This is a genomic window from Streptomyces sp. NPDC042259 (genome assembly GCF_055582085.1).
In genome coordinates, this window is sequence record NZ_JBVJDW010000017.1 from 71,954 (window position 1) to 94,319 (window position 22,366).

General features: G+C 68.7%; 18 protein-coding genes and 1 pseudogene. 11 read left to right on the forward strand and 8 right to left on the reverse strand.

Going from position 1 to position 22,366, the window contains the following annotated elements; genetic code table 11:
• Positions 1–98 precede the first annotated feature (98 nt).
• Entirely contained in the window at positions 99–1,397 is a 1,299-nt protein-coding gene (locus ACZ6MA_RS31700) for an aminotransferase class V-fold PLP-dependent enzyme (protein WP_469438101.1), read from the forward strand.
• Entirely contained in the window at positions 1,394–2,626 is a 1,233-nt protein-coding gene (locus ACZ6MA_RS31705) for a cytochrome P450 (protein WP_469438103.1), read from the forward strand. The genes ACZ6MA_RS31700 and ACZ6MA_RS31705 overlap by 4 nt, the downstream gene beginning before the upstream one ends.
• Positions 2,627–3,229: 603 nt before the next feature.
• Here ACZ6MA_RS31705 and ACZ6MA_RS31710 read toward each other — a convergent pair.
• Positions 3,230–3,586, reverse strand: a complete 357-nt coding sequence (locus tag ACZ6MA_RS31710; protein WP_469438105.1) for a lamin tail domain-containing protein — start codon at positions 3,584–3,586, stop codon at positions 3,230–3,232.
• 1,152 nt (positions 3,587–4,738) lie between these two features.
• Between ACZ6MA_RS31710 and ACZ6MA_RS31715 the strand changes: the two genes are divergently transcribed.
• The 5 genes from ACZ6MA_RS31715 (at position 4,739) to ACZ6MA_RS31735 (ending at position 9,801) form a co-directional block, all read left to right on the forward strand.
• Positions 4,739–5,278 (forward strand): RNA polymerase sigma factor, encoded by a 540-nt coding sequence (locus tag ACZ6MA_RS31715; protein WP_469438107.1) that lies wholly within the window; start codon positions 4,739–4,741, stop codon positions 5,276–5,278.
• Positions 5,271–5,981, forward strand: coding sequence for a hypothetical protein (locus ACZ6MA_RS31720; protein WP_466842432.1), 711 nt, complete (start codon positions 5,271–5,273; stop codon positions 5,979–5,981). Before ACZ6MA_RS31715 ends, ACZ6MA_RS31720 begins: the two co-directional genes overlap by 8 nt.
• Positions 5,982–6,867: 886 nt before the next feature.
• Entirely contained in the window at positions 6,868–7,131 is a 264-nt protein-coding gene (locus ACZ6MA_RS31725) for a hypothetical protein (RefSeq protein ID WP_466842435.1), read from the forward strand.
• 374 nt (positions 7,132–7,505) lie between these two features.
• Entirely contained in the window at positions 7,506–8,279 is a 774-nt protein-coding gene (locus ACZ6MA_RS31730; RefSeq protein ID WP_469438109.1) for a hypothetical protein, read from the forward strand.
• Positions 8,280–8,976: 697 nt separating this feature from the next.
• A complete protein-coding gene (locus ACZ6MA_RS31735; RefSeq protein WP_469438111.1) occupies positions 8,977–9,801 on the forward strand; it encodes an SAM-dependent methyltransferase in 825 nt (274 codons plus the stop codon).
• A 28-nt stretch (positions 9,802–9,829) separates the two neighbouring features.
• Here ACZ6MA_RS31735 and ACZ6MA_RS31740 read toward each other — a convergent pair whose 3' ends face one another.
• From ACZ6MA_RS31740 to ACZ6MA_RS31750, 3 genes are all read right to left on the reverse strand, one after another.
• Positions 9,830–10,750, reverse strand: coding sequence for a helix-turn-helix domain-containing protein (locus ACZ6MA_RS31740; RefSeq protein ID WP_469438113.1), 921 nt, complete (start codon positions 10,748–10,750; stop codon positions 9,830–9,832).
• A 99-nt stretch (positions 10,751–10,849) separates the two neighbouring features.
• The gene (locus ACZ6MA_RS31745; RefSeq protein ID WP_469438115.1) at positions 10,850–11,083 is read right to left on the reverse strand and encodes a DUF397 domain-containing protein; all 234 of its coding nucleotides are present in this window, start codon (positions 11,081–11,083) and stop codon (positions 10,850–10,852) included.
• A gap of 572 nt (positions 11,084–11,655) precedes the next feature.
• A complete protein-coding gene (locus tag ACZ6MA_RS31750) occupies positions 11,656–11,871 on the reverse strand; it encodes a DUF6207 family protein (RefSeq protein ID WP_469438117.1) in 216 nt (71 codons plus the stop codon).
• Here ACZ6MA_RS31750 and ACZ6MA_RS31755 point away from each other — a divergent pair.
• Entirely contained in the window at positions 11,848–12,309 is a 462-nt protein-coding gene (locus ACZ6MA_RS31755) for an NUDIX hydrolase (protein WP_469438119.1), read from the forward strand. The genes ACZ6MA_RS31750 and ACZ6MA_RS31755 overlap by 24 nt on opposite strands.
• A 301-nt stretch (positions 12,310–12,610) precedes the next feature.
• Positions 12,611–12,856: a hypothetical protein gene (locus tag ACZ6MA_RS31760; RefSeq protein ID WP_469438121.1), complete on the forward strand. Its 246-nt coding sequence runs from the start codon at positions 12,611–12,613 to the stop codon at positions 12,854–12,856.
• 25 nt (positions 12,857–12,881) lie between these two features.
• Here the strand turns inward: ACZ6MA_RS31760 and ACZ6MA_RS31765 are convergent, their stop codons facing one another.
• The 4 genes and pseudogenes from ACZ6MA_RS31765 to ACZ6MA_RS31780 form a co-directional block, all read right to left on the reverse strand.
• Positions 12,882–15,392 carry a SpoIIE family protein phosphatase gene (locus ACZ6MA_RS31765; RefSeq protein WP_469438122.1) on the reverse strand — a complete coding sequence of 837 codons (2,511 nt, stop codon included), beginning with the start codon at positions 15,390–15,392 and terminating at the stop codon, positions 12,882–12,884.
• A gap of 49 nt (positions 15,393–15,441) precedes the next feature.
• Positions 15,442–20,034, reverse strand: coding sequence for a HAMP domain-containing protein (locus ACZ6MA_RS31770; RefSeq protein WP_469438124.1), 4,593 nt, complete (start codon positions 20,032–20,034; stop codon positions 15,442–15,444).
• Positions 20,035–20,330: 296 nt separating this feature from the next.
• Positions 20,331–20,549, reverse strand: a complete 219-nt coding sequence (locus tag ACZ6MA_RS31775) for a hypothetical protein (RefSeq protein WP_469438126.1) — start codon at positions 20,547–20,549, stop codon at positions 20,331–20,333.
• 146 nt (positions 20,550–20,695) lie between these two features.
• Positions 20,696–20,800, reverse strand: a pseudogene (locus ACZ6MA_RS31780) (IS5/IS1182 family transposase); the annotation flags it as partial.
• Positions 20,801–20,886: 86 nt separating this feature from the next.
• On the opposite strand from ACZ6MA_RS31780, the gene ACZ6MA_RS31785 reads away from it, so the two are divergent.
• Both ACZ6MA_RS31785 and ACZ6MA_RS31790 read left to right on the forward strand, forming a co-directional pair.
• Positions 20,887–21,186 carry a hypothetical protein gene (locus tag ACZ6MA_RS31785; protein ID WP_469438127.1) on the forward strand — a complete coding sequence of 100 codons (300 nt, stop codon included), beginning with the start codon at positions 20,887–20,889 and terminating at the stop codon, positions 21,184–21,186.
• Between the two features lie 718 nt (positions 21,187–21,904).
• Entirely contained in the window at positions 21,905–22,312 is a 408-nt protein-coding gene (locus ACZ6MA_RS31790; protein ID WP_469438129.1) for a hypothetical protein, read from the forward strand.
• Positions 22,313–22,366: the final 54 nt, after the last annotated feature.

The window sequence follows — 22,366 nt, forward strand, 5'->3', positions numbered from 1 at the left end:
ACCGCGCGCCTGATCCGCCATACCTCCCCACCAGCGCCGCGTCGCCGCCCACCCCCGGACCGACCTCTGTGATGTGACGGAAGGACACGATGACGAACGTGAGTGCCAACCCGCCGGCCACCGCCCCGGTGGAGCCGGCAGCCGCGTCCCGACTCTGGGAATGGGCCCGCGATCAGTTCGATCTCGACCCCTCCTATGTGCACCTCGCCCTGTCGATGCTGGCTCCTCACCCACGCCCGGTGCGCGAGGCCATCGCCTACCACCGGACGCGACTGGACCGTAACCCCGCCCTCCACTTCCAGCAGCGCGACGAACGGGTGCGGCGGGTACTCGAACGGGCGGGTATCTATCTGGAGACGCGGCCGGACGCGATCGCCCTCACGGAAAGCACGACGGCCGGAATGGCCGTGGTGTATACGGGCATGCGGCTCCGGCCGGGCGACGAGATCCTCAGCACGGAGCACGAGCATTACGCGGCCTCCGAGCTGTTGCGCTTCAAGGAGGCGGCCAGCGGTTCCTCCCATCGTCGAATCCGCCTGTACGAGCACGCTCCAACCGCGACGAGCGAGGAGATCGTCGCGGCGATCACGCGGGAGATCCGTGACCGCACCCGTGTGCTGGCACTGACGTGGGTGCATTCCGGAACGGGTGTGAAACTGCCGCTGGCGCGCATAGGCCGGGTGATCGCGGAGATCAACGCCGGGCGGCCCGAGGACCGTCAGGTGCTCGTCTGCGTCGACGCCGTGCACGGTTTCGGAGTGGAGGACTTCGCTGTCGAGGAACTCGGCTGTGATTTCTTCATGACCGGCTGTCACAAGTGGTTCTTCGGCCCGCGCGGTACCGGACTGGTCTGGGGCAGCGAGAAGGGATGGAACGCGATAGAGCCGATCATGACATCGTTCGACGTCGAGGTATTCTGGCCGTGGTATCTGGGCCGCACGCCCGACTCGGAGGCGCCCCGCGCCCGGCTGTGCACGCCGGGTGGTTTCCCCGCATACGAACACCGTTGGGCGCTGGCGGAAGCCTTCGACTTCCAACTTGCCCTGGGGAAGGACAAGGTCGCGGCCCGCATCGCCGATCTCAACGCTTACTGCCACAGGCGGCTCACGGAGATCGACGGCGTCTCCCTGCGCACCCCGGCAGACCAGACAATGCGGTCAGGCATGACCTGCTTCGACGTCACGGGCCAGGACCCCGCGCAGATCGTGGCCGCTCTGGAGAACGTCCGCGTCATGGCCGGTCAGACCCCCTATCGCAGCAGCGCGGTGCGGTTCGCGCCCGGCATTCTCAACTCGGTTGCCGACATCGACCGCGCGGTCCACGCCTTGGCGGAGATCGTGCGCGCGGATCGTAGGGAGAACTCGGCCCACGCTTCAGTGAGAAGGGGACAGCAATGACCGGCAAGGCCATTTCCGGGCTAAGCCTGGCCGACCAGCCGCCCGACTACGAGGCACTGGTCGCCTGGTGGGCCCATATGCGGGAGTTCGCCCCCGTGCACTATGACGAGAAGCTCGGCTACTGGCACGTATTCCGGTACGAGGACGCCGCCACGATCCTCAACGACCACACGGTGTTCTCCTCGGACATGCGTGATCTCATCCCGCAGCCCGAACAGTTCGCCACGGTCGCCAAGGGTGCCTTCCTGGGCTTCGACCCGCCGCAGCACAAGAAGCTCCGGAACTTGGTCAGCAAGGCGTTCACACCGCGTGTGACAGCGGAACTTGAGCCCCGGATCGAGAAGATCGCCGAAGAACTGCTCGACGCCATGGGGCGGTCAGAGAAGATCGAGCTGATCGACCAGTTGGCCTATCCCCTTCCGCTCACCGTCATCGTCGAGCTCCTGGAAATCCCGACCGTCGACCGCTTCCGGTTTAAAAAGTGGTCCAACGCCTTGTTCTTCCAAGGACGCACGGACGAACCTGTGATCGTCGCGACCCCGGAGATGCTGCAGTCCATCGAGCCCGCAATCGGGGAGATGAACGGCTACTTCCTCGACATCATCCGCAAACGTCGCTCACGGCCCGGCACAGACCTGATCAGCAAACTCGTCACAGTGGAGAGCAACGGCGAGCGGCTGGCGGACGAGGAGATCCTCGGCGTCTGCGGCTTCCTGCTCGTCGCCGGCCACATCACGACGACGATGATGTTGAGCAACGCCGTCCTGCTCCTCGGCGACCACCCCGAGCACACAGCCACGCTGCGCGCGGCCCCCTCAGCAGTGCCGGCGGCGGTGGAAGAAGTCCTCCGCTACCGGGGACAGCTACCGGCGGCGCCGCGCCGCACCCGGCAGCGGACACACCTTCGCGGCGTCTCGATACCACCGGACGAAATCGTCCTCGTGTGGCTCACCTCGGCCAACCTCGATGAACGGTTCTTCCCTACGGCAGACCGCTTCGACATCGCGCGCACTCCCAACCACCACCTCGCGCTCGGCCGGGGAATCCACTATTGCCTCGGCGCGCCGCTCGCTCGGCTGGAGCTGAGGATCGCCCTGCAGGCAATGCTCCGGCGGTGGAGCGGATTCACGGTGGGGGAAGGAGTCCGCCTCGAGGACCCCCGCCACACGATCGGGGCGAAGGAGCTCCCACTGCACGTACGTTGGAAGGACGAGAGCCTGGCGCTGTAATGCGCTGGTAGGCCGGTAATGGGTGGGTGAGATCGATGACCGTCCTACCCGTTCCCGTGCCCAGTGTGTGCGTGCGTGTGAAGCTGGACGTCGGTGCCTGCGGGCCGTGCGTGCACATCGTTACGGACTTCGATCCACCAGGCACCGATGATGGGCTGGAGCTCCTCGACACCGTGCCGCAGAATCGGCTGCCCGCCGAGTACCTACCGGCGTTGAGGGCGGGCCTGTTGGAAGGGCCTCAGGGGAGTGGCGGGCGCGGTCTTGCTCACGGATGGCCCTTCCACGACGTGGACTCCTGTGAGCGTGCTTACGAGATCGCTGGACAGCAGGCGGGCCGCGCTCATCGCTGCCGGGCTGCTGCCGCCGGCACAGGCTGGCACTCTGCGATGGGCAACCTGACCTGGCCGCGCCGCCAGCCCCGGCCGCTGCCAAGGCCAGGGTAGGCGTCTGGAATGGCGTTGCTCCCCTGGTAGCAAGCAACCGCGGCCGGAGGCGGCTGCTGCCCGGGTGGTGCACGCCGTGCGCCCCGGGCCGTGTGGACCGGGGCGCACCAGGTTGAGGAGCTGCTGACACATTGAGTAGTGAGCGGCCCCCGTTTACCGGTCAGCGCCCTCGGTGGCCCCAGGACTCGGTGTCGACGACGCGGCCGTGGTCATCGCGGAGGGTGGCGGTGTCGCGGTAGTTGTCCCAGACGTAGGCGCGGCGGTTCTGGTAGACGTCGCGGACGGTGTCACGGCCGCTGCCGGTGTGAACGCGGACCTTCTGGTGGGCGGCCAGGCGCAGGTGACCGAAGCGGTAGGTGTGCCGGTCGGCGTCCTTCAGGGTCCAGTTCCTCAGGTTGCCCACGTGGCGGCCGGTGTTGACGATGTCGACCCACTCGGCGTTGAGGCTCCAGGCGCTGCGGTCGTCCTTCCCGGAGCTGTCGTACTGGACCTTCCCGATCACGATGGGCGAGGTCACACGTCCCGGGCTGGCATGGGTGGCCGCGGCCGCGGGGAGGACCGTGGTGGCAAGGACCGCGCCGCACGCGACGGCGGTGGCGGCAACACGTGCAATAGCAGCTGAAGACATAACAACCTTGCTTTCAGGCATAGCCCGACGGGCCGTGCCAGTTGTTGGTGATCCCGGCGAAGTGCCGAGGGTCATCACTGTGCGCCCAACCCCAAGCCCACAGTTGAAAGTCCCAGCACGTGTTACACGAGGCGAACATTCACACCACCCGACAGCGCCCAGCGTTCACGCCTCAGCGCACACCATTAGTCGCACGCCTCTCACCGGCAACCCGTATCCCGTGGTATGCGCCGAGCAGCGCAGATGCCCTGTTGCCAGGCACACGCCCCCGCCCAGGGAATGGGGCCGGCTGGCCAAGGCCGGTGGGCTCAACGGTGCGTGAAGGGGCACCCGGAGTGTCACCTGTTGAAACAGCCCGAACCCCTGACGCTGGCGCCTGCGGTTCTCCGTGGCCCCCCGGATGCCAGGTAGCTGTTCGCGTAAGGCGTTCGCGGGCTCAGCTCGGATGGAGCCTGGCCGCCTGACGATCGCCACGGAGCGGGGGTCGACGAATGCGTGTCCTGGCCCTGACCTGGGACGCGGAGCAGCAAGACCAACGCGAGCGAAGCAAGGAGGGGCAGGGCTTGACGCTGGCCTGCAAATCGTAGGCCTTGGCTGTGGCCCGTCGGAGGTTTGCCGCCCCTGGCGTTGCAGTGGGGGAGGAGCGGGGACGTTGAAGGGCATCCGGACGGGTGCGCTCCGAATGTTTTTACCTTCAGGTCTTGCACGATCCAGGGGCGGCGGTCGCCTTTATTGGCGGAGGAGGACAACAGGGCCTCCAGGGGCAGCAGGAGTGCTCGGGGGAGCGTGCACCGTCTTGCGCCTGAAGCCGTTGATCGTCACGACTGGAGGGATTTGCGGTTCCGTGAATACACATCTCACAGGCGTCCCGCTCGCCACAGCGGTGAGCGCACATGCGTCCCGCAAAGGCGCCCGCGCCGCCCTGGCCGGCTCCCGGACAAGCCGGAGGGAGCTGCACCGCCGTCTTCGGACACGGCGGCACGGGCAGCGGGGAGGGAGCAGGTGACTTCTGCTTCGCCCCGCCGCACCGGCGTTGCTCCCATGACCGGACTCCCCGCCGACTACCGCGCCTTCCACGAGCTCTACCGAGGCACCTACGTCCACTGGGCCGAGCTGTTCCTCGGCAACCGCCACGACGCCGAGGAAGCCGTCGACCAGGCCTTCGAAGAGCTCTACATTGCCTGGAACACCGTCCTGTCCCAGGAATCACCCCGCGCCTACGCCTGGGCCGTGGTCCGCCACCGCACCATCGACTGCGCCCGCGCCCGCAAACGCCGCCCCACCGTCATCGACACCGCCGCGTTCGAGACCACAGCCCTGCGCAACGCAGTCGACCCGATCGGCGAACTCGAACACAGTCTGTCCGTCTTCGAAGCCATCCGGTCCCTGCCTGAGCGCCAGCACGACGTCATCGTGCTGCTCCACTGCCTAGGCCACACCACCCACGAAGTCGCCGACATCATGGGCATCACTGCCGGCGGGGTGCGCTCCGCCGCCCGGTTCGCCCGCCACCGCCTGCGCCAGTCCCTCGGATTCGACCGCGACACCTCCGCCCGGGAAGGGGGGAACACACATGACTGACCACCTGCTCAACGAGGCGCTGGCCCGCGTACGACTGGAACACCGCCCGTACACGTGCTCCGACACCGCGGACGCCGAGACCCGCCTCGCCGCCCGGATCACCGCCCGCATGTGGCACGGCGCCCTGAACTTCGACGACCAGATGGCCCCGGCCCGCAGCGCCGCCATCCGCGCCGCGGAACGAAGCTGGCTGCCCCACCGCGCCTTCCGCCGCCAACTGCGCGCCCTGTGCCGCACGGTGGTGACCCAGGACCTCCACAAGCTCGGCGAATTCCTCGCCCGCCGCATCCTGGAACCCGACGGCGCCCTCGTCCTGGGCTGCGTGCTGCAGCTCGCCGAGCGCGAGGACTCCGCACAGTTCTGGTGGCAGTTCGCCGCAGGCGCCGGCAACCGCGCCGCCGCCTGCTGCCTCTACCTCCACCACATGGCCCTCGGCGAACGCCGCGAAGCTGGCCTCTGGCACCACCAGGCCGGCCTGGAGAACCTCGTCCCCAAAACCCCCGAGAACCTCAACCGCACCGACCTCAACGCCGCGCTGCGCATGCTCGAGGCCCTGCGCGACAGCGACGGCGCTTTCTCCGCAGCCGCCAGCGCCGTGATCGCCTACGTCCCCGACGCCCTGGACGACGTCGACGACGTCGACCTGCCCCTCCCCGAGCCAGGATTTCCTCAGCGGATCGAGCAGCTCACCGCCACAAACTGATCTGAGGCGCGAGACCTTACAGGCCGGCCTCGGCCAGTACCCGATCAGCTGTCACGTCCGCCTGCTCCTGCGTCGTCAGAGCCGGCCGGTGAAGTGCGACGGCTAGGTCCTTGGCGAAGCCGTAGCCGGGTTGCATCACCACCTCCGCGGTGCCCGGCGGGGGAGCGGTGCGGGCTACAGCAGGCGTTGCTGCTCGCCAGCGGTCGAAGCCGTCCCCGTTCCCATGGCAGGGGGAGCGCTACATGGTTTCGGGCTGCGCAAAGGGACCCCTGGACGGTGCTTACCGCGTCATCGGTGGACGTGCCGCCGGAGGGCTGGACAGCTGAGCTGTGCCGACGTGGTGCGCCGAGGAGAGGTGGAGAGACAGGGGGAGAAAATGTTCTTCCACTCCTTGATTCGCTCAAGCGAATTGCTATTTTTTGCATTTGCTCGTGCATGAGGAGCGGAATTGACATTCCGATTGTGGCGAGTGAACCCCAAAGAGTGAACCTGGCGCTGCGCCGGAGCCGAGGTTGACTCCAGGAAGGAAGGAGACACTCCCGGCATATTTACGGCCAAGTGTCATATGTGATCCGGAAGGACGCTCACTCGGTAAATAAGTGATCAGAATATTGCACGTGAGGGATGGTTTTGGCCTCTTGTGCTGAATTTTCATTCGATTCTTGATTTGGGGCGTCAACCTCTGCGTGCAGCGCTTGCGTGAGACGCAGATTTGCATGGCGGGAGGAGGAATCTCGCCCTTCCGTCATCGGCGCAAATATTCTGCGATTAGCTGTATGGTCATCCTGGAAATGCAGGGCGTGCTTGATGTGACGCCTACATGCAGCAGCCCCGGGTGGCACCCCGGGGCTGCATCCGAAGGTCATCATGCGTGAAAGGAAAGAGCATGACCATTCGAAAGGGCCGAGGGCGTTCGCTGACGTCCTCGGCATCCTGCAAGCAAAGCATGCCTCATCCCGCAGGGCCGAAAACCTCGGTGAGCGTGTGGGATATCAGGATCGGTCTCGGAATCGTCCTGGTGGTGATCATCTTCATCTGGGTAGTTGTGCGGGAATCGCTGCCCCTGAGTGAGCTGGTGCCGCTGCTCGGGTCCCTCTCGGCAGCCGCTGGCTGCTGCTCGGTCCGTCTTCTGCGTATCCGCCGAAGCTGACGCGCGCGTGGGGCGGCAGCCCAGGCGTCTGCCGCCCCACGCCCGACTGGCCTGCGGGAAGTAACCTCGCCTTCCGCGCGGGCGGAGACGGAGACCCCCGCATGAGCGTCTTACCACGTAAGGGGACCTGCGGATCTTGCGGTGAGCGTCTGGGGCACGAGTGCCGGCCCGGACGGCCTCGGGCATATTGCGACGCGAAGTGCAGGCGGCGCGCTCAGCGCAACAGGGACCGCCGCCGACGCCAGGGTCCCGGGACCTCCGCACTGCCCTCGGGGGCAGTTGTCGCCGGAGGTCTGCAGGTCCTCACCTGGAATCTGGTAGCCGCCGAGGAGTCCGGGGCGCGGCTTCGGACCCTGCTCGACATCACGGAACGGGTGGAGAGCGAGCTGCGCCGCTACATCGCCGCCGCGGTGCACGATGCCCGTGCCGCCGGAACCTCCTGGCAGGACATCGCGGCCCAGACCGGGCTGAGCGAAACCACAGCCCGGGTCCGCTGGAACGAGACAAAGATCGAGCAGCTGCTGGCGGAACACCCTGGCACACACCCGCCACCGGACGTACCCCAGCCTGCCAGCGAACGCCACGAGCCGAACCCTGAAGTCAGCGGACCGCACAAGAGCCCCGAGCCACTGGTCGCCCCTCGTGCACTTGCAACAGCGCTTGCCACGCTGCAGCGCCGGAGCGGAATCCCCCTGAGCGAAGCCGCCTTGCAGGCCGACTTGCCTCCCGCAGACCTCTACCAGATCCTCGCCGGAACCCAGGTGCCCTCCTGGCCGGTCATCCACATGCTGACCACCATCCTGAACGGCAACCCTGAAGAAATGCGCGTCATCTGGGAGGCTGCACAGGGCAGGAGACGCCCCTCCGGACAGGCGGTTACTGACGCTGCTACCCGCCTGCGTACCGCGCTGCGCGGCCTACACCTGGCAGCCGCCTGCCCCGAACCGGCACAACTCAGCACACTCACCGGCCTTACCCCCGCTGTGATCACCGGCACTCTGACCGGCTCACACCTGCCCGACTGGCCCACCACAGAGCGCTTGGTGACCGCTCTGGCCGCGCACCCCATCAGCGTCCGGCACCTATGGGATGACCTGGACTGCGCCCGCACCAACAGTCTCTCTACCCGCCCTCCCAGCGGGCACTGAACCCCGACCCAGGAAGTGAACCCGCATGAGCCAGCGCATCACCGCGCGGCGCACCCCCCTCCTGCCTCCCGACTCCTCTCCGCCGACGGCAGCCGACTTAATGTCCCCCCTGGCCCTGGCCGCATTCCGCCAACTCCACTACCCCCTCTACCTCCGCTACGCCCGCGCGCGAGCCGGGGACCGCGAGACAGCCCAGCAAGCAGTGGCAGACGCATTCGGCGAGCTGGGCGTCACCTGGTCGAGAGCGCTCCGCAGCCCCTGCCCCGCCGCTTTCGCCTGGCGCCTGCTCAACCGGTCCGTCACCCGGCACACCGGCACCCCAACCTCACGGCCCTCACACGCCACCTCCTGCTTAGCCGACACACCCCAAGCAGACGCGGTGCTCCTGCGAAACGGCCTTGGGCTGTCGGTTGACGAAACCGCTGCCCTGATGGGCACGGACGGCTCCTGCGTACAGGTCCTGCTGCGAGTAGCCGAGCGCTGCGCCGCCCCTTCTTCTCCCTAGCCCGGCTCCGCACCCGGTGCGTAAGTCCGCGCTCTCCGGGGAGAGTTTCTCCCCCTTGGATTGACGTAATTCACCCTTGTGCGTCCCGCCCCCTCGTTCGAGGGACTGGTTCCTGAAGTTGGCAATCTCTAGCATGGGCACTTCCGTCAGCTCAGGCATCTTTGGCCAAGGTCAAAGGTCACAGGGGGACATATGGCCCACGGAGACAAACCGAAAACCCACGCGATTGATGTGCACACGCCCAGCGTCGCCCGTATGTACGACTGGCTGCTGGGAGGGGTGGAAAACTACAAATCGGACCGCGACGCCTGCGAGAAACTATTGGCAATCGCGCCCAGTACTCAGGTTCTCGCCCGCAACAACCGCGCCTTCCTGCGACGCGTGGTCCGCGTACTGGCCGGCGAATACGGCATCGACCAGTTCATCGATCACGGTTCAGGTCTGCCGACCCAGGACAACGTCCACCAGATCGCCCAGCGCATCAACCCGGACTGCCGCGTCGTCTACGTCGACCATGACCCCATCGTTCTCGCCCACGGCCGCACCACGCTGCAGGAGAACAAGAACACAGCCGTCATCCAGGCTGACATGAGGGAAACCGGGGACATCCTCGCGCATGAAGAGACCCGCCGGCTCATCGACCTGAAGCGCCCCATCGCGGCGCTATTCGTCTCCGTCCTGCACTGCCTGCCGGACACCAACGACCACAACGACCCTGCGGCTTTGATCAGGCGAGTCGCCGACGAGCTGGCGCCAGGCAGCTTCATGGTCATCTGCCAGCTCGTCAGTGATGACCCAACGGTGCGGGACGACGTCACCAAGCTGATGGATGACAGCACCGGCGGAGCCTGGGGCCGCGTCCGCGAGTCGCAGGAGGTCCGGGCCTACTTCCGCGGCATGGACATCCTTGCCCCCGGCCTGGTGGACGTCGTCGACTGGCGCCCAGACGCACCGCCTCCGCCGACCGCTCAGCGCGCCAAGGACTGGGTCGAATGGGGCGGCCTCGCCCGGCTGTAAGCCCAGAAGGTGCGCGGCGCCCACATCCTCACCTACGGCTGCGGCGCCGATACCGGTCGATGGCCTCGTCCAGCAGCCGGTTGGTCTCGTCCCTGGACGCTGCCACGTAGCTCAACTCGTTGAGCACATTCCGGTACTCGTCAATCTCTGCGGGACGGGTCACATACATAGCACTGTTGATAAGCTCGACGTAGACGAGTTCAGACGGCCCGCCATCGCGGAAACGCAGATGAGTAATCGGATACGTCGGGGCAACGTCAGCCCCGTGCTCGAACTCGACGATGCGAATGTTGATGTTCTGCACCTCGGCCGCGTGCTGGAGGTACTCCAGCTGTTCACACATCACCTCAGCCCCACCCACGGGTCGCTGCAAGATGCCCTCGTCCAGCAGCGCTACAACCCGGGGGGTGGGCTGCCTGAGCATGCACTGCCGGCGCATCCGCAGCTCAACCCGCTTCTCGATGCTTTCCGGCGGCGCGCTAGGCATCGCCGCAGTCACGAGCACGCGCGCGTAAGACCGGGTTTGCAGGAGGCCCGGCACCACGTGATTTTCGTAGGTGTAGATCTGCTCGGCCGCCCCCTCCAGGCCGACCAGGCGCTTAAGAAACCCCGGAGTGACATCGCTGTACTGCTGCCACCACTCGTTGTGCTGGGCCTGGTGCAGCAGGCTGTCGATCTCCTGCATCTGCTCAGTCGTGACGCCGTAGAACCGCACCAAGTCGTAGATGTCCCGCTCCTTTGGCGGACTCTCACCACGCTCCAGACGGCTGATCTTCGATACCGAACCACGAATGACCGGCGCCACATCCTTGAGCCCAAGCCCACGCTCCTGTCGCAGGATGCGCAGATGCTCCCCCAGTAGTCGTGCCGCAGCCTCCCGTTTGGAGTCGCGGCCCATGGAGATCACTGATGCCCCCACGGGCTCTTCCGGCTTGCGAACGGCGGACATCCAGACTCCCGTTGAGGTCTGATCAAAGGCAACAGCTACCCAGCATGAAGCCCGTATGTCCACCGAACCAAGCTTTGGCCTAAGCCTCCCGGTATGCGATCAGGCTGTCACGTGATCGAACTCCCCGCCCTTGGCGCCACTAAGAAACGCCACCATCTCCTCGCGCGTGTAGACCAGGGCCGGCCCTCCAGGGTGACGCGAGTTGCGCACCGCCACCGCCCCCTCGGGTAGCCTCGCAACTTCAATACAGTTGCCCTGCCCAACGCTGGCACTGCTCTTCACCCACACTGCTCCGCTGATCTCGCTTGCCGCTACGCCATTTTCGAACCGCATGCCCTGCCCACCTTCCGCTCAGCTGACTGGCTCCGCCGCGGGAATCACGCCGGAGAAGGTGCGTCCTCTTCCGACGGCAAGATCATCGATTCCCATATGCAATTGCACGGCGGGTAACTGATGGGAATGCTAGGTCAGAGGCGACATGCCATGGAGTCCCCCGAAAGTGTGTGATTACCTGACGCCCGGGAGGGTCATGGGTGTTGCTTGCCGCCTTCGGCCCACCCTCAAGTGGGTCCTTCCCGGAGGCGCTCAGTGGGTTCAACGGCGCGGACATGCAAGGCAGTTGAAGGGCAGGGCGGAATGGGAGGGTCGTCAGGGAGGTCATCCCACGTTTGTGCCGGTCAGAAGTGGGTGGTGATGCCTGCGATCGGCCATCCAATGTGCCTCGAGGGCGCCTCCGGTCGCCACTCCACCCACTGATGCCGTAAGGCTGCTGCGCCCGCCGCTAGTTGGGGGGCTCGTTGGGCGGCCGGTGCTTCCACTGCGACGGCACCGGGCTTGCTCGCCACCTGTGGGAGCTGGCGGCCGGGCAAACCTGAGCGCCTGGGCAAGCCCAAGGGCAGCCTGGGCTACGGGCCGTCCCGTCCCGGGCGCAGGACGTCGGCGTAGACCCGGGCCCGCACCCCGGGCTCGCCGGGATCCCTGCGTACCGGGCCGATGCCCGAAGTAGCCCAGCGCTCCTCCAACGCGGCCATGACGGCCCGGACGGTGTCCTCGTCCCCGCCGGTGATGTCCAGCACCACCAGGCCGGGCTCTGCGACGTGCTGCTCGTCGATCGGCTTCATCCACAGGTCGACGACAGCGCGGCGGGGATCGGTTCGCCGGTCGACCTGGAGTTCTGCCACCTCATCCACCACCGCTCCCCGGAAGGCGAGGCGCGGCTGGGGGTCGTCTTCACCGCGCAGCGTTGGGCCGGGGAGCCGCACAACCGGGAGCCAGGCAAGTGCTCGGGCCTGGTGTGGGCCGCCCCTGCCCAGCCGCCGGCCGACACCGGCCGCGACCACCGGCTGACCGCCAGCCAGGTCCTGGCCATGGCGGCCGAACTGGCCCGGGACGCCGGCCGGGACGTGCTGCACCTGCACGGCGCGCACGGCATGACCGACGCCAGCGACGCCCAGCTCTTCTACCGCCGCGCCACGGTGGAATCACGGGTGCTCGGCTCGCCCGCCCGCGTACGGGCCGACATCTGGCCGCTGCTGTCGGCGCGCCGCCCGGCGGACTGAGCCGCCCACGGACCGAAGGCGGACGCGGAGCCCGTCACATCGCGCGGGAGCGACGGCATGCCGACCATGCCCGGGGCCCCGCGTCCGCCTTCGTACACTCCCCACCGGCCCGGAAGGGCCCACGAATCCCCCGGACGGGGGCAGGCGCACCCCACCGAGTGATCTTGAGAGCCGCAGCGGGGGGGGGGGGGGAGCCGCCGAAGATGTCGATACCCGAGCCGTCCGTCTGCCGGCGCCGGCGCGCCGGCCGCACGGCCTCAGCCTGCGCCGCACCGCCTTCGTCTTCGCGCTGCTGGCCATCGTGGTCTGCGGCGCCGGCCTGACGCTGCACATCGCCGCCGCCCACGTCGCGGCCGTCGTGACCACCAGCGACTTCACCGGGCCCGCCCTGGACTACGCCGCCCGCACCGGCATCCTCTGCCTCGACGAGCGGGCCCTCGCCGACTGGACCGCCGGCAGCGCCGCACCCCCGTGGCAGAAGGTGTGCGAACCGGTGGAGCCGGCCGGGGCGTACGCGTACGCCCCGGCGCCCGAGGAGCGCCCGTAGGGCCTCTCCCCGGACGGCCGGCGGGTCAGCTCACGTGGACCCCGATGACGCACGTGTCGTCGTCGGTGTCCGCCTTGCTGTGGGTCAGCAGCCGGTCCAGCAGCTGCTCGACCGTGGGCACGGACGCCTGCGCGATCGTCAGGAGGCTGGTGAGCGACTCGTGGACCGAGCAGTCGCGGCGTTCGACCAGGCCGTCGGTGAACATCAGCAGCGTGTCGCCGGGCAGCAGCCGCAACTCCTGCTCCTCGTACGTGACCTCGCCCAGCGCCCCGAGCAGCAGCCCGTCGGTCATGGGCAGCGTGGTGGCCTCGCCGTCACGGATCAGGACGGGCGGCAGGTGGCCGGCGCGGGCCCAGCGCAGGGTACGTGTGCCCGGGTCGTAGAGCCCGCACACCGCGGTGGCGGTGACCTGCTCGGTGAGGTGATGGGCGACCGTGTTGAGCCAGGACAGGAGCTTGGCCGGGTCGGCGCCCGTCACCGCCAGGCCCCGCAGCGCGTTGCGCAGCACGACCATGCTCGTGGCGGCCTGTATGCCGTGCCCGGCGACGTCGCCCACGCACAGCAGGACCTGGCCCGACGGCAGCACGACCGCGTCGTACCAGTCGCCTCCCACGAGCGAGTCCGTCTCGGCCGGACGGTAGCGGACGGCGGCCTGCAACCCGGGGGTGTCCAGGGGCGCCCGCTTCGGCGGCATGATCGCGTGCTGGAGTTGCAGCGTCAGGCGGTTGCTCTCGGCGGCCTGGTGCTCGGTGTGGGCGAGCTGGTCGCGGGTGGCGGCCAGCGCCACCTCCGTCCAGTGCTGGGCCGAGATGTCCTGATAGGCGCCGCGCACGGCGACCAGGCGCCCGTCGGGGTCGAGGGACGGCTCGGCCACCACGCGGATGTGCCGGGTGACGCCGTCGGGACGCTGGAGGCGGAAGGAGGCCGAGGCCGAGCGCCGGTGGTGCAGCACGGTGCGCAGGAACCGGCCGATGGCCACGGAGTCGTCCGGATGGGCGCGTGAGGGCAGGTCGTGCAGGGTGATGGGCGAGGACGTCGGCGGCAGCCCGTGCAGCGCGAACAACTGGTCGTTCCAGGTGATCTCACCGGTGACCAGGTCCTCCTCGAAGCCGCCGATGCGGCCCAGGCGCTGCGCGTGCTGCAACAGGCTCGCCAGGCGGGCCGTGTCGTCCTCCGTCCGCCACACCAGCAGCACGCACCCGTCGTGCCGGGTGACGCCCACGTCGATGACGGCCGTCAGCGGCACCTCGTCGATCAGCGCGGTCAGCGTCATGCGCCGGGCGCGGAAGGACTCGCCGGTGGCGTGGACGCGCTCTATCTTCTCGAAGAGGCCGCCGTCACCGGCGGCCATGGGGTACGCCTCCAGCAGGCGGGCGCCGGCGACCGCGCCGCGGGGACGCCCGGCCGGGTCGACGAAGCAGCTGTTGACGTGATGGATGCGGAAGTCGGTGACGAAGCCCCCCTCGACGCACGGCAGCAGCACCAGGGCGGGGTCGAGCAGCCCCTCGGCGAGCTCCATCAGCTCCCGGCAGCCCGGCGGCAGCTCGTCGGCGGCCACGGCCAGGCCGGTGTCCGCCGCGGGACGGTCCTCCAGGGTGTGGGCGCACAGCTCGGCCAGCGCCTCGACCTGCCGGTGGATCTGCGGCGGCTGCGGCGGGAGCGGCTGCGGCCAGCAGATCTCCAGGATCCCGAGGACCCGCCCGCCGGTGCCCGTCGGCACGGCCACCCGCCCGCCGTCGACATACTGCCGGCCGATGGACGGCGGGCCCGCCTCGGCGAGGGAGGGGAACCACACCGCGCTCCGCTCGGCGACCGCCTGCCGGGCCACCGTCGCCACCCCCGGCGGCACGTGCCGCCAGCGCCCGGCCTCGTCGGCGGGGAAACCGGCGCAGCCGGCCAGCGTGAGCGAGGAGTCGTAGCCGACCGTCCACACCGCGACGGCGGTCGCGCCGAGCGGCGCGAGGGCGTGCTCCAGCAGCGACTCGGCGACGGCCTGGGTGTCGTCGGCGGCCAGCGCGCCGCTCTCGGCCGTGCGCAGCCGCACGGCCACGGACGGTTTGTCCTCCGGTGCGCCGTCGTCGGTGGTCCCGGCAACGAAGTCGCAGGCGGCGGCGGTCAGGCGGTCCCGGGCGGCCTGGTTGACGACGTCGGCGGCCAGCTCCAGCTGGGAGACCCCGGCCCGCTCGGCGAGCGCGGACAGTTGCCGGGCGGCCTCCCCGGGGCCGCAGCCCAGCCGCTCGACCAGGACGCCCTTGGCCAGCTCGACCAGCGCCCGGCCCTCGGCGGCCGCGTGCGCCTCCCGCACCTCCTTGCGCAGCCGCTCCACGGTGGCCGCGAGCCGGCCCACGGAAGCGGCGTGCTCGGCCCGTTCCCCGGACGCGAGCAGTTCCTCCACGACCGCCTCGACGTCCATCTCCACGGCCGCGCCGGGGGCGGCGAGGCCGCCGGTCGCGTCCGCCGGCTCCTGTGCCCCGTACCGCGAGCGCGGTGGCGCACCGTCCGCCGGGGGCGGCGACGGCTGCTCGGGTGAGGTCACGATGTTGCTCCTCCAGAGGAACGGTGGGTGGCGGTGCCGGACGGCGGGGTCAGATGCCGAGCCAGCGGCGCACGCACGCGATCAGGTCGTCGGTGTCGACCGGCTTGGTGACGTAGTCGCTGGCGCCCGAGGCGATGCTCTTCTCCCGGTCGCCGGGCATGGCCTTGGCCGTGACGGCGATGATGGGCAGCTCCGCGTACTGCGGGCGGCGCCGGATCTCGGCGGTGGCGGCGTAGCCGTCCATCTCCGGCATCATCACGTCCATCAGCACCAGGTCGATGCCCGGGTGGGCGAGCAGGGTCTCGATGCCCTTGCGGCCGTTCTCGGCGTGCAGGACCTGGATGCCGTGCATCTCCAGCACCCCGCTGATGGCGTAGAGGTTGCGGGCGTCGTCGTCCACGACGAGCACGGTGCGCCCGGCCAGGCTGCCGTCGATGGCCGGGGAGGCGGGCCGGGTCTCCTCGCCCCGCACCAGCGGCAGCACATCGCCCGGCTGTTCCGCCGTCAGGTGCAGGGCGATGCGCTCGCGCAGCTCGTCGAGGCTGGAGAGCAGCTCCAGGGGCTGGGTGCCGGCCCGTGTCCGGAGCGCCTGCTCCTGCGCCGGGGGCAGCCGCCGGCTGTTGTGCGCCAGGACGGGCACGCTGGTCAGGGCGGAGTCGCCGTCCATGGCCTCCAGGAAGCGCAGCGCCTCCCGGCCCGGCATGTCGATCTCCAGCACCACGCAGTGGCACGGTTCGGAGGCCAGGGCCGCGGCGGCCTCCTGGGCGCCCACGGCGGTGATGACCTCGACCCCCTCGCCGGGCCGGCTCGCGTCGCGGCCGCCGATCAGGTCGGCCACCGCGCTCTCCGCGACCAGGGAGAGCAGCCCGCGGGCGCGGTCCTCGATCACCAGCAGCCGCCGCCTGGGGCGGGCCTCCGGGATCGCGGTCAGTGCGGCCCGGCCGTCCTCCTCGGTGCCGACGGGCCGCTCCTCCCGCGTGCGGTCGTCGCCGGCGTCCGCCGCCGTGTTCTCCGCGAGCTCGCCCCGGAGGACGGGACCACGGGCGAGGGGGAGGAAGAGGGTGAAGGTGCTGCCCTCGCCCAGGGCGCTGTGCGCGGTGACCGCGCCGCCGAGCAGGTAGGCGATCTCCCGGCTGATGGACAGCCCCAGACCGGTGCCGCCGTAGGCGCGGTTGGTGGTGCCGTCGGCCTGCTGGAAGGCGCCGAAGATCGTCTCCAGGTGCTGTTCGGCGATGCCGATGCCGGTGTCCTTGACCCGGAAGGCCACCACGTCCCCGGGGGCGACGGAGTCGGGCACCTCCTCGGGCGCGGCCGGCTCGATGCGCAACTCCACGCCACCGCGCTCGGTGAACTTCACGGCGTTGGACAGCAGGTTGCGCAGCACCTGGCGCAGCCGGGAGTCGTCGGTGACCAGGTCGGCCGGGGTGTCGTCGGCGACCCCGATGGTGAAGTCGAGGCCCTTCTGCGTCGTCATCGGCCGGAACGTCGACTCGACGTAGTCGATGAGGGTGCGCAGCGACACCCGGTCGGGGTTGATGTCCATCTTGCCGGCCTCGACCTTCGACAGGTCGAGGATGTCGTTGATGAGCTGGAGCAGGTCGGAGCCGGCGGAGTGGATGATGCCGGCGTACTCCACCTGCTTGGGGGTGAGGTTGCGCGTGGTGTTCTGGGCGAGCAACTGGGCCAGGATGAGCAGGCTGTTGAGCGGCGTCCGCAGCTCGTGGCTCATGTTGGCGAGGAACTCGGACTTGTACTTCGAGGCGAGCGCCAGCTGCTGCGCGCGGTCCTCCAGCTCCTGGCGGGCCTGCTCGATCTGGAGGTTCTTCGCCTCGATGTCGTGGTTCTGGGCGGCCAGCAGGGCGGCTTTCTCCTCCAGTTCGGCGTTGGAGCGCTGGAGCTCCTCCTGCTGCACCTGGAGCTGCTCGGACCGCGCCCGCAGCTCGTCCGCCAGGCGCTGCGACTCCTGCAGCAGCTCGTCGGTGCGCGCGTTGGCGACGATGGTGTTGACGTTGACGCCGATGGTCTCCATCAGCAGCTCCAGCAGGTCGCGGTGGACCTGGGTGAACGGCGCGACCGACGCCAGCTCGATGACGCCGAGCACCTGCTCCTCGACCACGATCGGCAGCACGACGAGGCTGGCCGGGGGGGTCTGCCCGAGCCCGGAGGAGATGGTGACGTAGCCGTCGGGCAGGTCGTCCACGGCGATGGTGCGGTGGGTACGGGCGGCCTGGCCGACCAGGGAGCGGCCCAGCGGGATGCGGGTGGGGCGCCGGGAGTCGGCGGGGTAGCCGTAGGAGCCGATCAGGACGAGCTCGGTGCCCTCGGCCGCGTCCTCCGCGAGGTAGAAGGCGCCGTACTGGGCGGCCACCAGGGGGGTGAGCTCGTCCATGATGAGCTCGGCGACGACCGACAGGTCCCGGTGGCCCTGCATCAGCCCGGAGATGCGGGCCAGGTTGGTCTTGAGCCAGTCCTGTTCCTGGTTGGCGCGGGTGGTCTTGCGGATGGACTCCACCATCGCGTTGATGTTGTCCTTGAGCTCGGCGACCTCGCCGGAGGCGTTCACGGTGATCGAGCGCGTCAGGTCGCCCTCGGCGACGGCGCTGGCCACCTCGGCGATCGCGCGGACCTGCCGGGTGAGGTTGCCCGCCAGCTCGTTGACGTTCTCCGTCAGCCGCTTCCAGGTGCCCGAGACGCCCTCGACCTCCGCCTGGCCGCCCAGCCGGCCCTCGCTGCCGACCTCGCGGGCGACGCGGGTGACCTCGGCCGCGAAGGCGGAGAGCTGGTCGACCATCGTGTTGATGGTGGTCTTCAGCTCCAGGATCTCGCCGCGCGCGTCGACGTCGATCTTCTTCGACAGGTCGCCGCGGGCGACGGCGGTGGTGACCTGGGCGATGTTGCGGACCTGCCCGGTCAGGTTGTTCGCCATCGAGTTGACGTTGTCGGTCAGGTCCTTCCAGGTGCCGGCCACGTTGGGCACCCGGGCCTGGCCGCCGAGGATGCCCTCGGTGCCGACCTCGCGCGCGACGCGGGTCACCTCGTCGGCGAACGCCGACAGCGTGTCCACCATGGTGTTGATCACCCCGGCCAGCGCGGCGATCTCGCCCTTCGCCTCGACCGTGATCTTCTGGGACAGGTCGCCGCGGGCGACGGCGGTGGCCACCTGGGCGATCGAGCGCACCTGCCCGGTCAGGTTGGACGCCATGACGTTGACGTTGTCGGTGAGGTCCTTCCAGGTGCCGGAGACGCCGCGGACGGTCGCCTGGCCGCCCAGGTTGCCCTCGGTGCCGACCTCGCGGGCGACGCGGGTGACCTCGTCGGCGAAGGCGGAGAGCTGGTCGACCATCGTGTTGATGGTCTCCTTCAGGTCCAGGATCTCGCCCCGGGCGTCCACCCGGATCTTCTGGGACAGGTCGCCCTTGGCCACCGCGGTGGTCACCTGGGCGATCGAGCGCACCTGGGCCGTCAGGTTGTCGGCCATCACGTTGACGGACTCGGTCAGGTCCTTCCAGGTGCCGGAGACACCCTTGACGTCGGCCTGACCGCCCAGTCTCCCCTCGGTGCCCACTTCGCGGGCGACGCGGGTGACCTCGTCGGCGAAGGCGGAGAGCTGGTCGACCATCGTGTTGATGGTCTCCTTCAGCTCCAGGATCTCCCCGCGCGCCGTGACCTTGATCTTCTGGGACAGGTCGCCGCGGGCGACGGCGGTGGCCACCTGGGCGATCGAGCGCACCTGGTCCGTCAGGTTGCTCGCCATCGAGTTGACGGAGTCGGTGAGGTCGCGCCAGGTGCCGGAGACGCCCTTGACGTCGGCCTGCCCGCCGAGCTGCCCCTCGGTGCCCACCTCCCGGGCCATGCGCGTGACCTCGTCGGCGAACGAGGACAGCTGGTCGACCATCGTGTTGATGGTCTCCTTCAGATCCAGGATCTCGCCCCGGGCGTTCACGGTGATCTTCTGCGACAGGTCGCCGCGCGCCACCGCCGTGGTGACCTGGGCGATGTTGCGCACCTGGTCGGTGAGGTTTCCGGCCATGAAGTTGACCGAATCCGTCAGGTCGCGCCACACCCCGCCGACCCCGGGCACCTGTGCCTGGCCGCCCAGGCGGCCCTCGCTGCCGACCTCGCGGGCGACGCGGGTGACCTCGTCGGCGAACGAGGACAGCTGGTCGACCATCGTGTTGACGGTCTCCTTCAGCTCCAGGATCTCGCCGTGCGCGTCGACGTCGATCTTCTGGGAGAGGTCGCCGCGCGCCACCGCGGTCGCCACCTGGGCGATGTCGCGGACCTGGGTGGTGAGGTTGCCCGCCATCGCGTTGACCGAGTCGGTCAGGTCGGCCCAGGTGCCCGACACCCCCGGCACCACGGCCTGACCACCCAGGGCGCCCTCGGTGCCGACCTCGCGCGCCACCCGCGTCACCTCGGACGTGAACAGCGCCAGCTGGTCGACCATGCCGTTGAAGACCGTCGCGATCTCACCGAGCAGGCCCTCGGTGCCGTCCGGCAGCCGCGTGCCGAAGTCGCCGTCGCGCACCGCCGTGAGCCCGGCCAGAAGCTGCCGCAGCTCCGGCTCACCCACCTTGCCGGGCCCCGCCTCGGCCCCCTCCTGTGGTGCCGGTTGCGAACTGTCGACAACAGTGCCAGCCATGTCCAACCCTCGTTCCGCCTGCCAGCCGCCACCACAGGACGGACGAACACCGGCCGGTCACCCGTCCGGCTCCGGGGCAGCACTGAGTGTGTCCGGCGCGTCGTCGTCACTGTTTGGAAAGAAATACTGCGCAATAGTACTCAGTTGATCGACGGGTAATCGGGGTGCAGGGAGATGACGATGGGGGCGGAGGCGGCGACCCGCGGCGGCCCCAGACGCCGGAGGGGCCGGCTCGGCTGAGTCAGCCGAGCCGGCCCTTACCGCGGGCGGTGCGCTTCGTGATCCGCCGGCCGCCGCTAGTGGTGCTCGTATTTCGCCAGCGCCAGTCCGAGGCCGAAGAACGTGGGAGCCCATTCCCCGACGAAGATGCCCCAGCGGTCGGCGCGGTCGGTGCCGGCCGACTCGCCCTTCACCGAGCCGAGCCAGGCCAGGAACGACAGCCCGATGGAGGCGACGGCGGCCGTGTAGGCGTGGTCGCTGCGCAACCCCGCTTCGTGCAACTTCTTGATCACCATGGGTACCCCCTTCGAGCGAGGTTCATCGTCACGGTGACACTGACCGGGCCCATCGCACAGGAGAGCAGGGTGCGGGCCACCCGTCCGTCGTTGTCCACCCAGACGTCCGCGAAGACGGGAATCTCACCGATCTGCTTCTTCCCGTTTCAGCGGTGCCGCTCCAGGGTGAGGATGGCGGCTGCGATTGACGACATGCGATTGGGACTGCACCGGGCTTTGGGGAAGACCCACCAGGACTTCAGTCGTGCGACGCGTGCGCCTGGCTGCTGCTTGAGGCGCCTGTGGCGACGGTTTCAAGTCGATTGCCGGGCGCCTGACGCTGCGCGACCATCGTCGGATGAGTACCGATGAAGGTCGGAAGCTGATGCGGGTGGTGCAGACGTGTTCCGCGTACCCGTCACAGTGGGATGCCTGGACGGCGGACGGCCAGTACCTATATTTCCGATACCGGCATGGTGAGGGCTGCGTCGAACGGCACCCTGGCCCTGACTTTGATGACAGTCCGGAGTCTTGGAACGAGGGCCTCTCTGGGCTCGTCATCGAATGGGACGACGGCACCGACGGCGGTGTCATCAGCCTTGAGGACTTCCTCACGGCAGCGGGCTTGGTGCTGGCGCCGGGTGCCTTGGTGAATTGAGGTCCTGGCACGCGGTCAGGTACGGAGCCAGATGAAGAGGGCGGCTGTGGTGACAGTGCCGAAGGAGACGTAGCCGCTTGTCGTACAGGCGCCGCCGGCCCGAATCGGGACCGGCGGCCGGACGACGGGGGTGCGTTCGGGCCCGCTCGGCCTGCAGTCGGGTGATTCTCGCCGCGCTCGTCAGGTGGAGCGATCCCGGCGCGGCCTGTCTTCGCGACGGTCTGCCGCAGCGAGGCTCGGTGATCCCATACCGGCCTCCTCCCAGTACGACCCGCTTGGCGATGGATTTGTTGCCGGCTTCTTTGCCCGTGCACTCGTTCGCCCGGCGGTCCGGACGGTCGGAGGGATGTGTTCGATCTGTGAGACGGATCGTGTGGGTGTCCACCGAGCTGTCGACGCCTGCTGGCACTGTAACTAGGCAGAATTCAGTAGACGGCCGGAACGGTCGCGTCACGACGATCGCCTTCTCCAGCACACTGTTCCGCCCTCGCCCCGCCGCACTCACCCTCAACAGCGGACGGCGCACGAGTATTCAGTCGGACGGCGTGCTTGGCGGGTTTCACGGCTCATGTGCTCGCCGGTTCACCTCCGATGCGCGATTCGCACGGACGCGACATATGTTCTGCTTCTGGGGGATCTTCGCAAGATACCTAGTGTTTTTCGCTGTGCGCCTTGACTGTAAGTATGAAGTCGGTCTTCGAGCGAAAAGGAGTGTGACGTGTCCGGTGAACTGGTAGGAGTGATCGAAAACAGGGTCAACGCGACCCGGGTCAAGGATGTGGCAAACGACACGGTGCGGTTGGAGTATTCGGCTTCCGGTGGGGGCCAGGTGAATGGTCATCAGGTGACCGATCTGGCAACGCACGAGTCCGTGTGTCTGAGCGACGGGACGGAAACGGCAACGGTGAAAATCGTGGTCCACGCCGTGCAGGGTGGTGACCTGCTGGTCCTGACAGGCAGCGCGTCAGGAGTCGTGCACGGTGGCTCGGTGCGATTCGAAGGGGTTGTGCACGCGCGCAGCACCGCCAAGAAATTCCGTGACCTGAACGGGAAATCGTTGCTGGCGCGAGCGGAAATGACCGACGCTGGAACGGTGAAACAGGTGTGGCGGCGCTTGCCTGAGTAGTAGATCGCGTTTCCGCCGGCCTGCTGTGCCGTCAAGCGACCTCGTGCTCTACGC

Bases quoted from the DNA above. Each gene is read 5' to 3' on its own strand.
- ACZ6MA_RS31745 (WP_469438115.1), bottom strand. From the start codon at position 11,083: ATGCGGTTCGAAAATGGCGTAGCGGCAAGCGAGATCAGCGGAGCAGTG.
- ACZ6MA_RS31715 (WP_469438107.1), top strand. From the start codon at position 4,739: ATGACCGGACTCCCCGCCGACTACCGCGCCTTCCACGAGCTCTACCGA.
- ACZ6MA_RS31735 (WP_469438111.1), top strand. From the start codon at position 8,977: ATGGCCCACGGAGACAAACCGAAAACCCACGCGATTGATGTGCACACG.
- ACZ6MA_RS31785 (WP_469438127.1), top strand. From the start codon at position 20,887: ATGAGTACCGATGAAGGTCGGAAGCTGATGCGGGTGGTGCAGACGTGT.
- ACZ6MA_RS31740 (WP_469438113.1), bottom strand. From the start codon at position 10,750: ATGTCCGCCGTTCGCAAGCCGGAAGAGCCCGTGGGGGCATCAGTGATC.
- ACZ6MA_RS31750 (WP_469438117.1), bottom strand. From the start codon at position 11,871: ATGAAGCCGATCGACGAGCAGCACGTCGCAGAGCCCGGCCTGGTGGTG.
- ACZ6MA_RS31720 (WP_466842432.1), top strand. From the start codon at position 5,271: ATGACTGACCACCTGCTCAACGAGGCGCTGGCCCGCGTACGACTGGAA.
- ACZ6MA_RS31725 (WP_466842435.1), top strand. From the start codon at position 6,868: ATGACCATTCGAAAGGGCCGAGGGCGTTCGCTGACGTCCTCGGCATCC.
- ACZ6MA_RS31770 (WP_469438124.1), bottom strand. From the start codon at position 20,034: ATGGCTGGCACTGTTGTCGACAGTTCGCAACCGGCACCACAGGAGGGG.
- ACZ6MA_RS31775 (WP_469438126.1), bottom strand. From the start codon at position 20,549: ATGGTGATCAAGAAGTTGCACGAAGCGGGGTTGCGCAGCGACCACGCC.
- ACZ6MA_RS31705 (WP_469438103.1), top strand. From the start codon at position 1,394: ATGACCGGCAAGGCCATTTCCGGGCTAAGCCTGGCCGACCAGCCGCCC.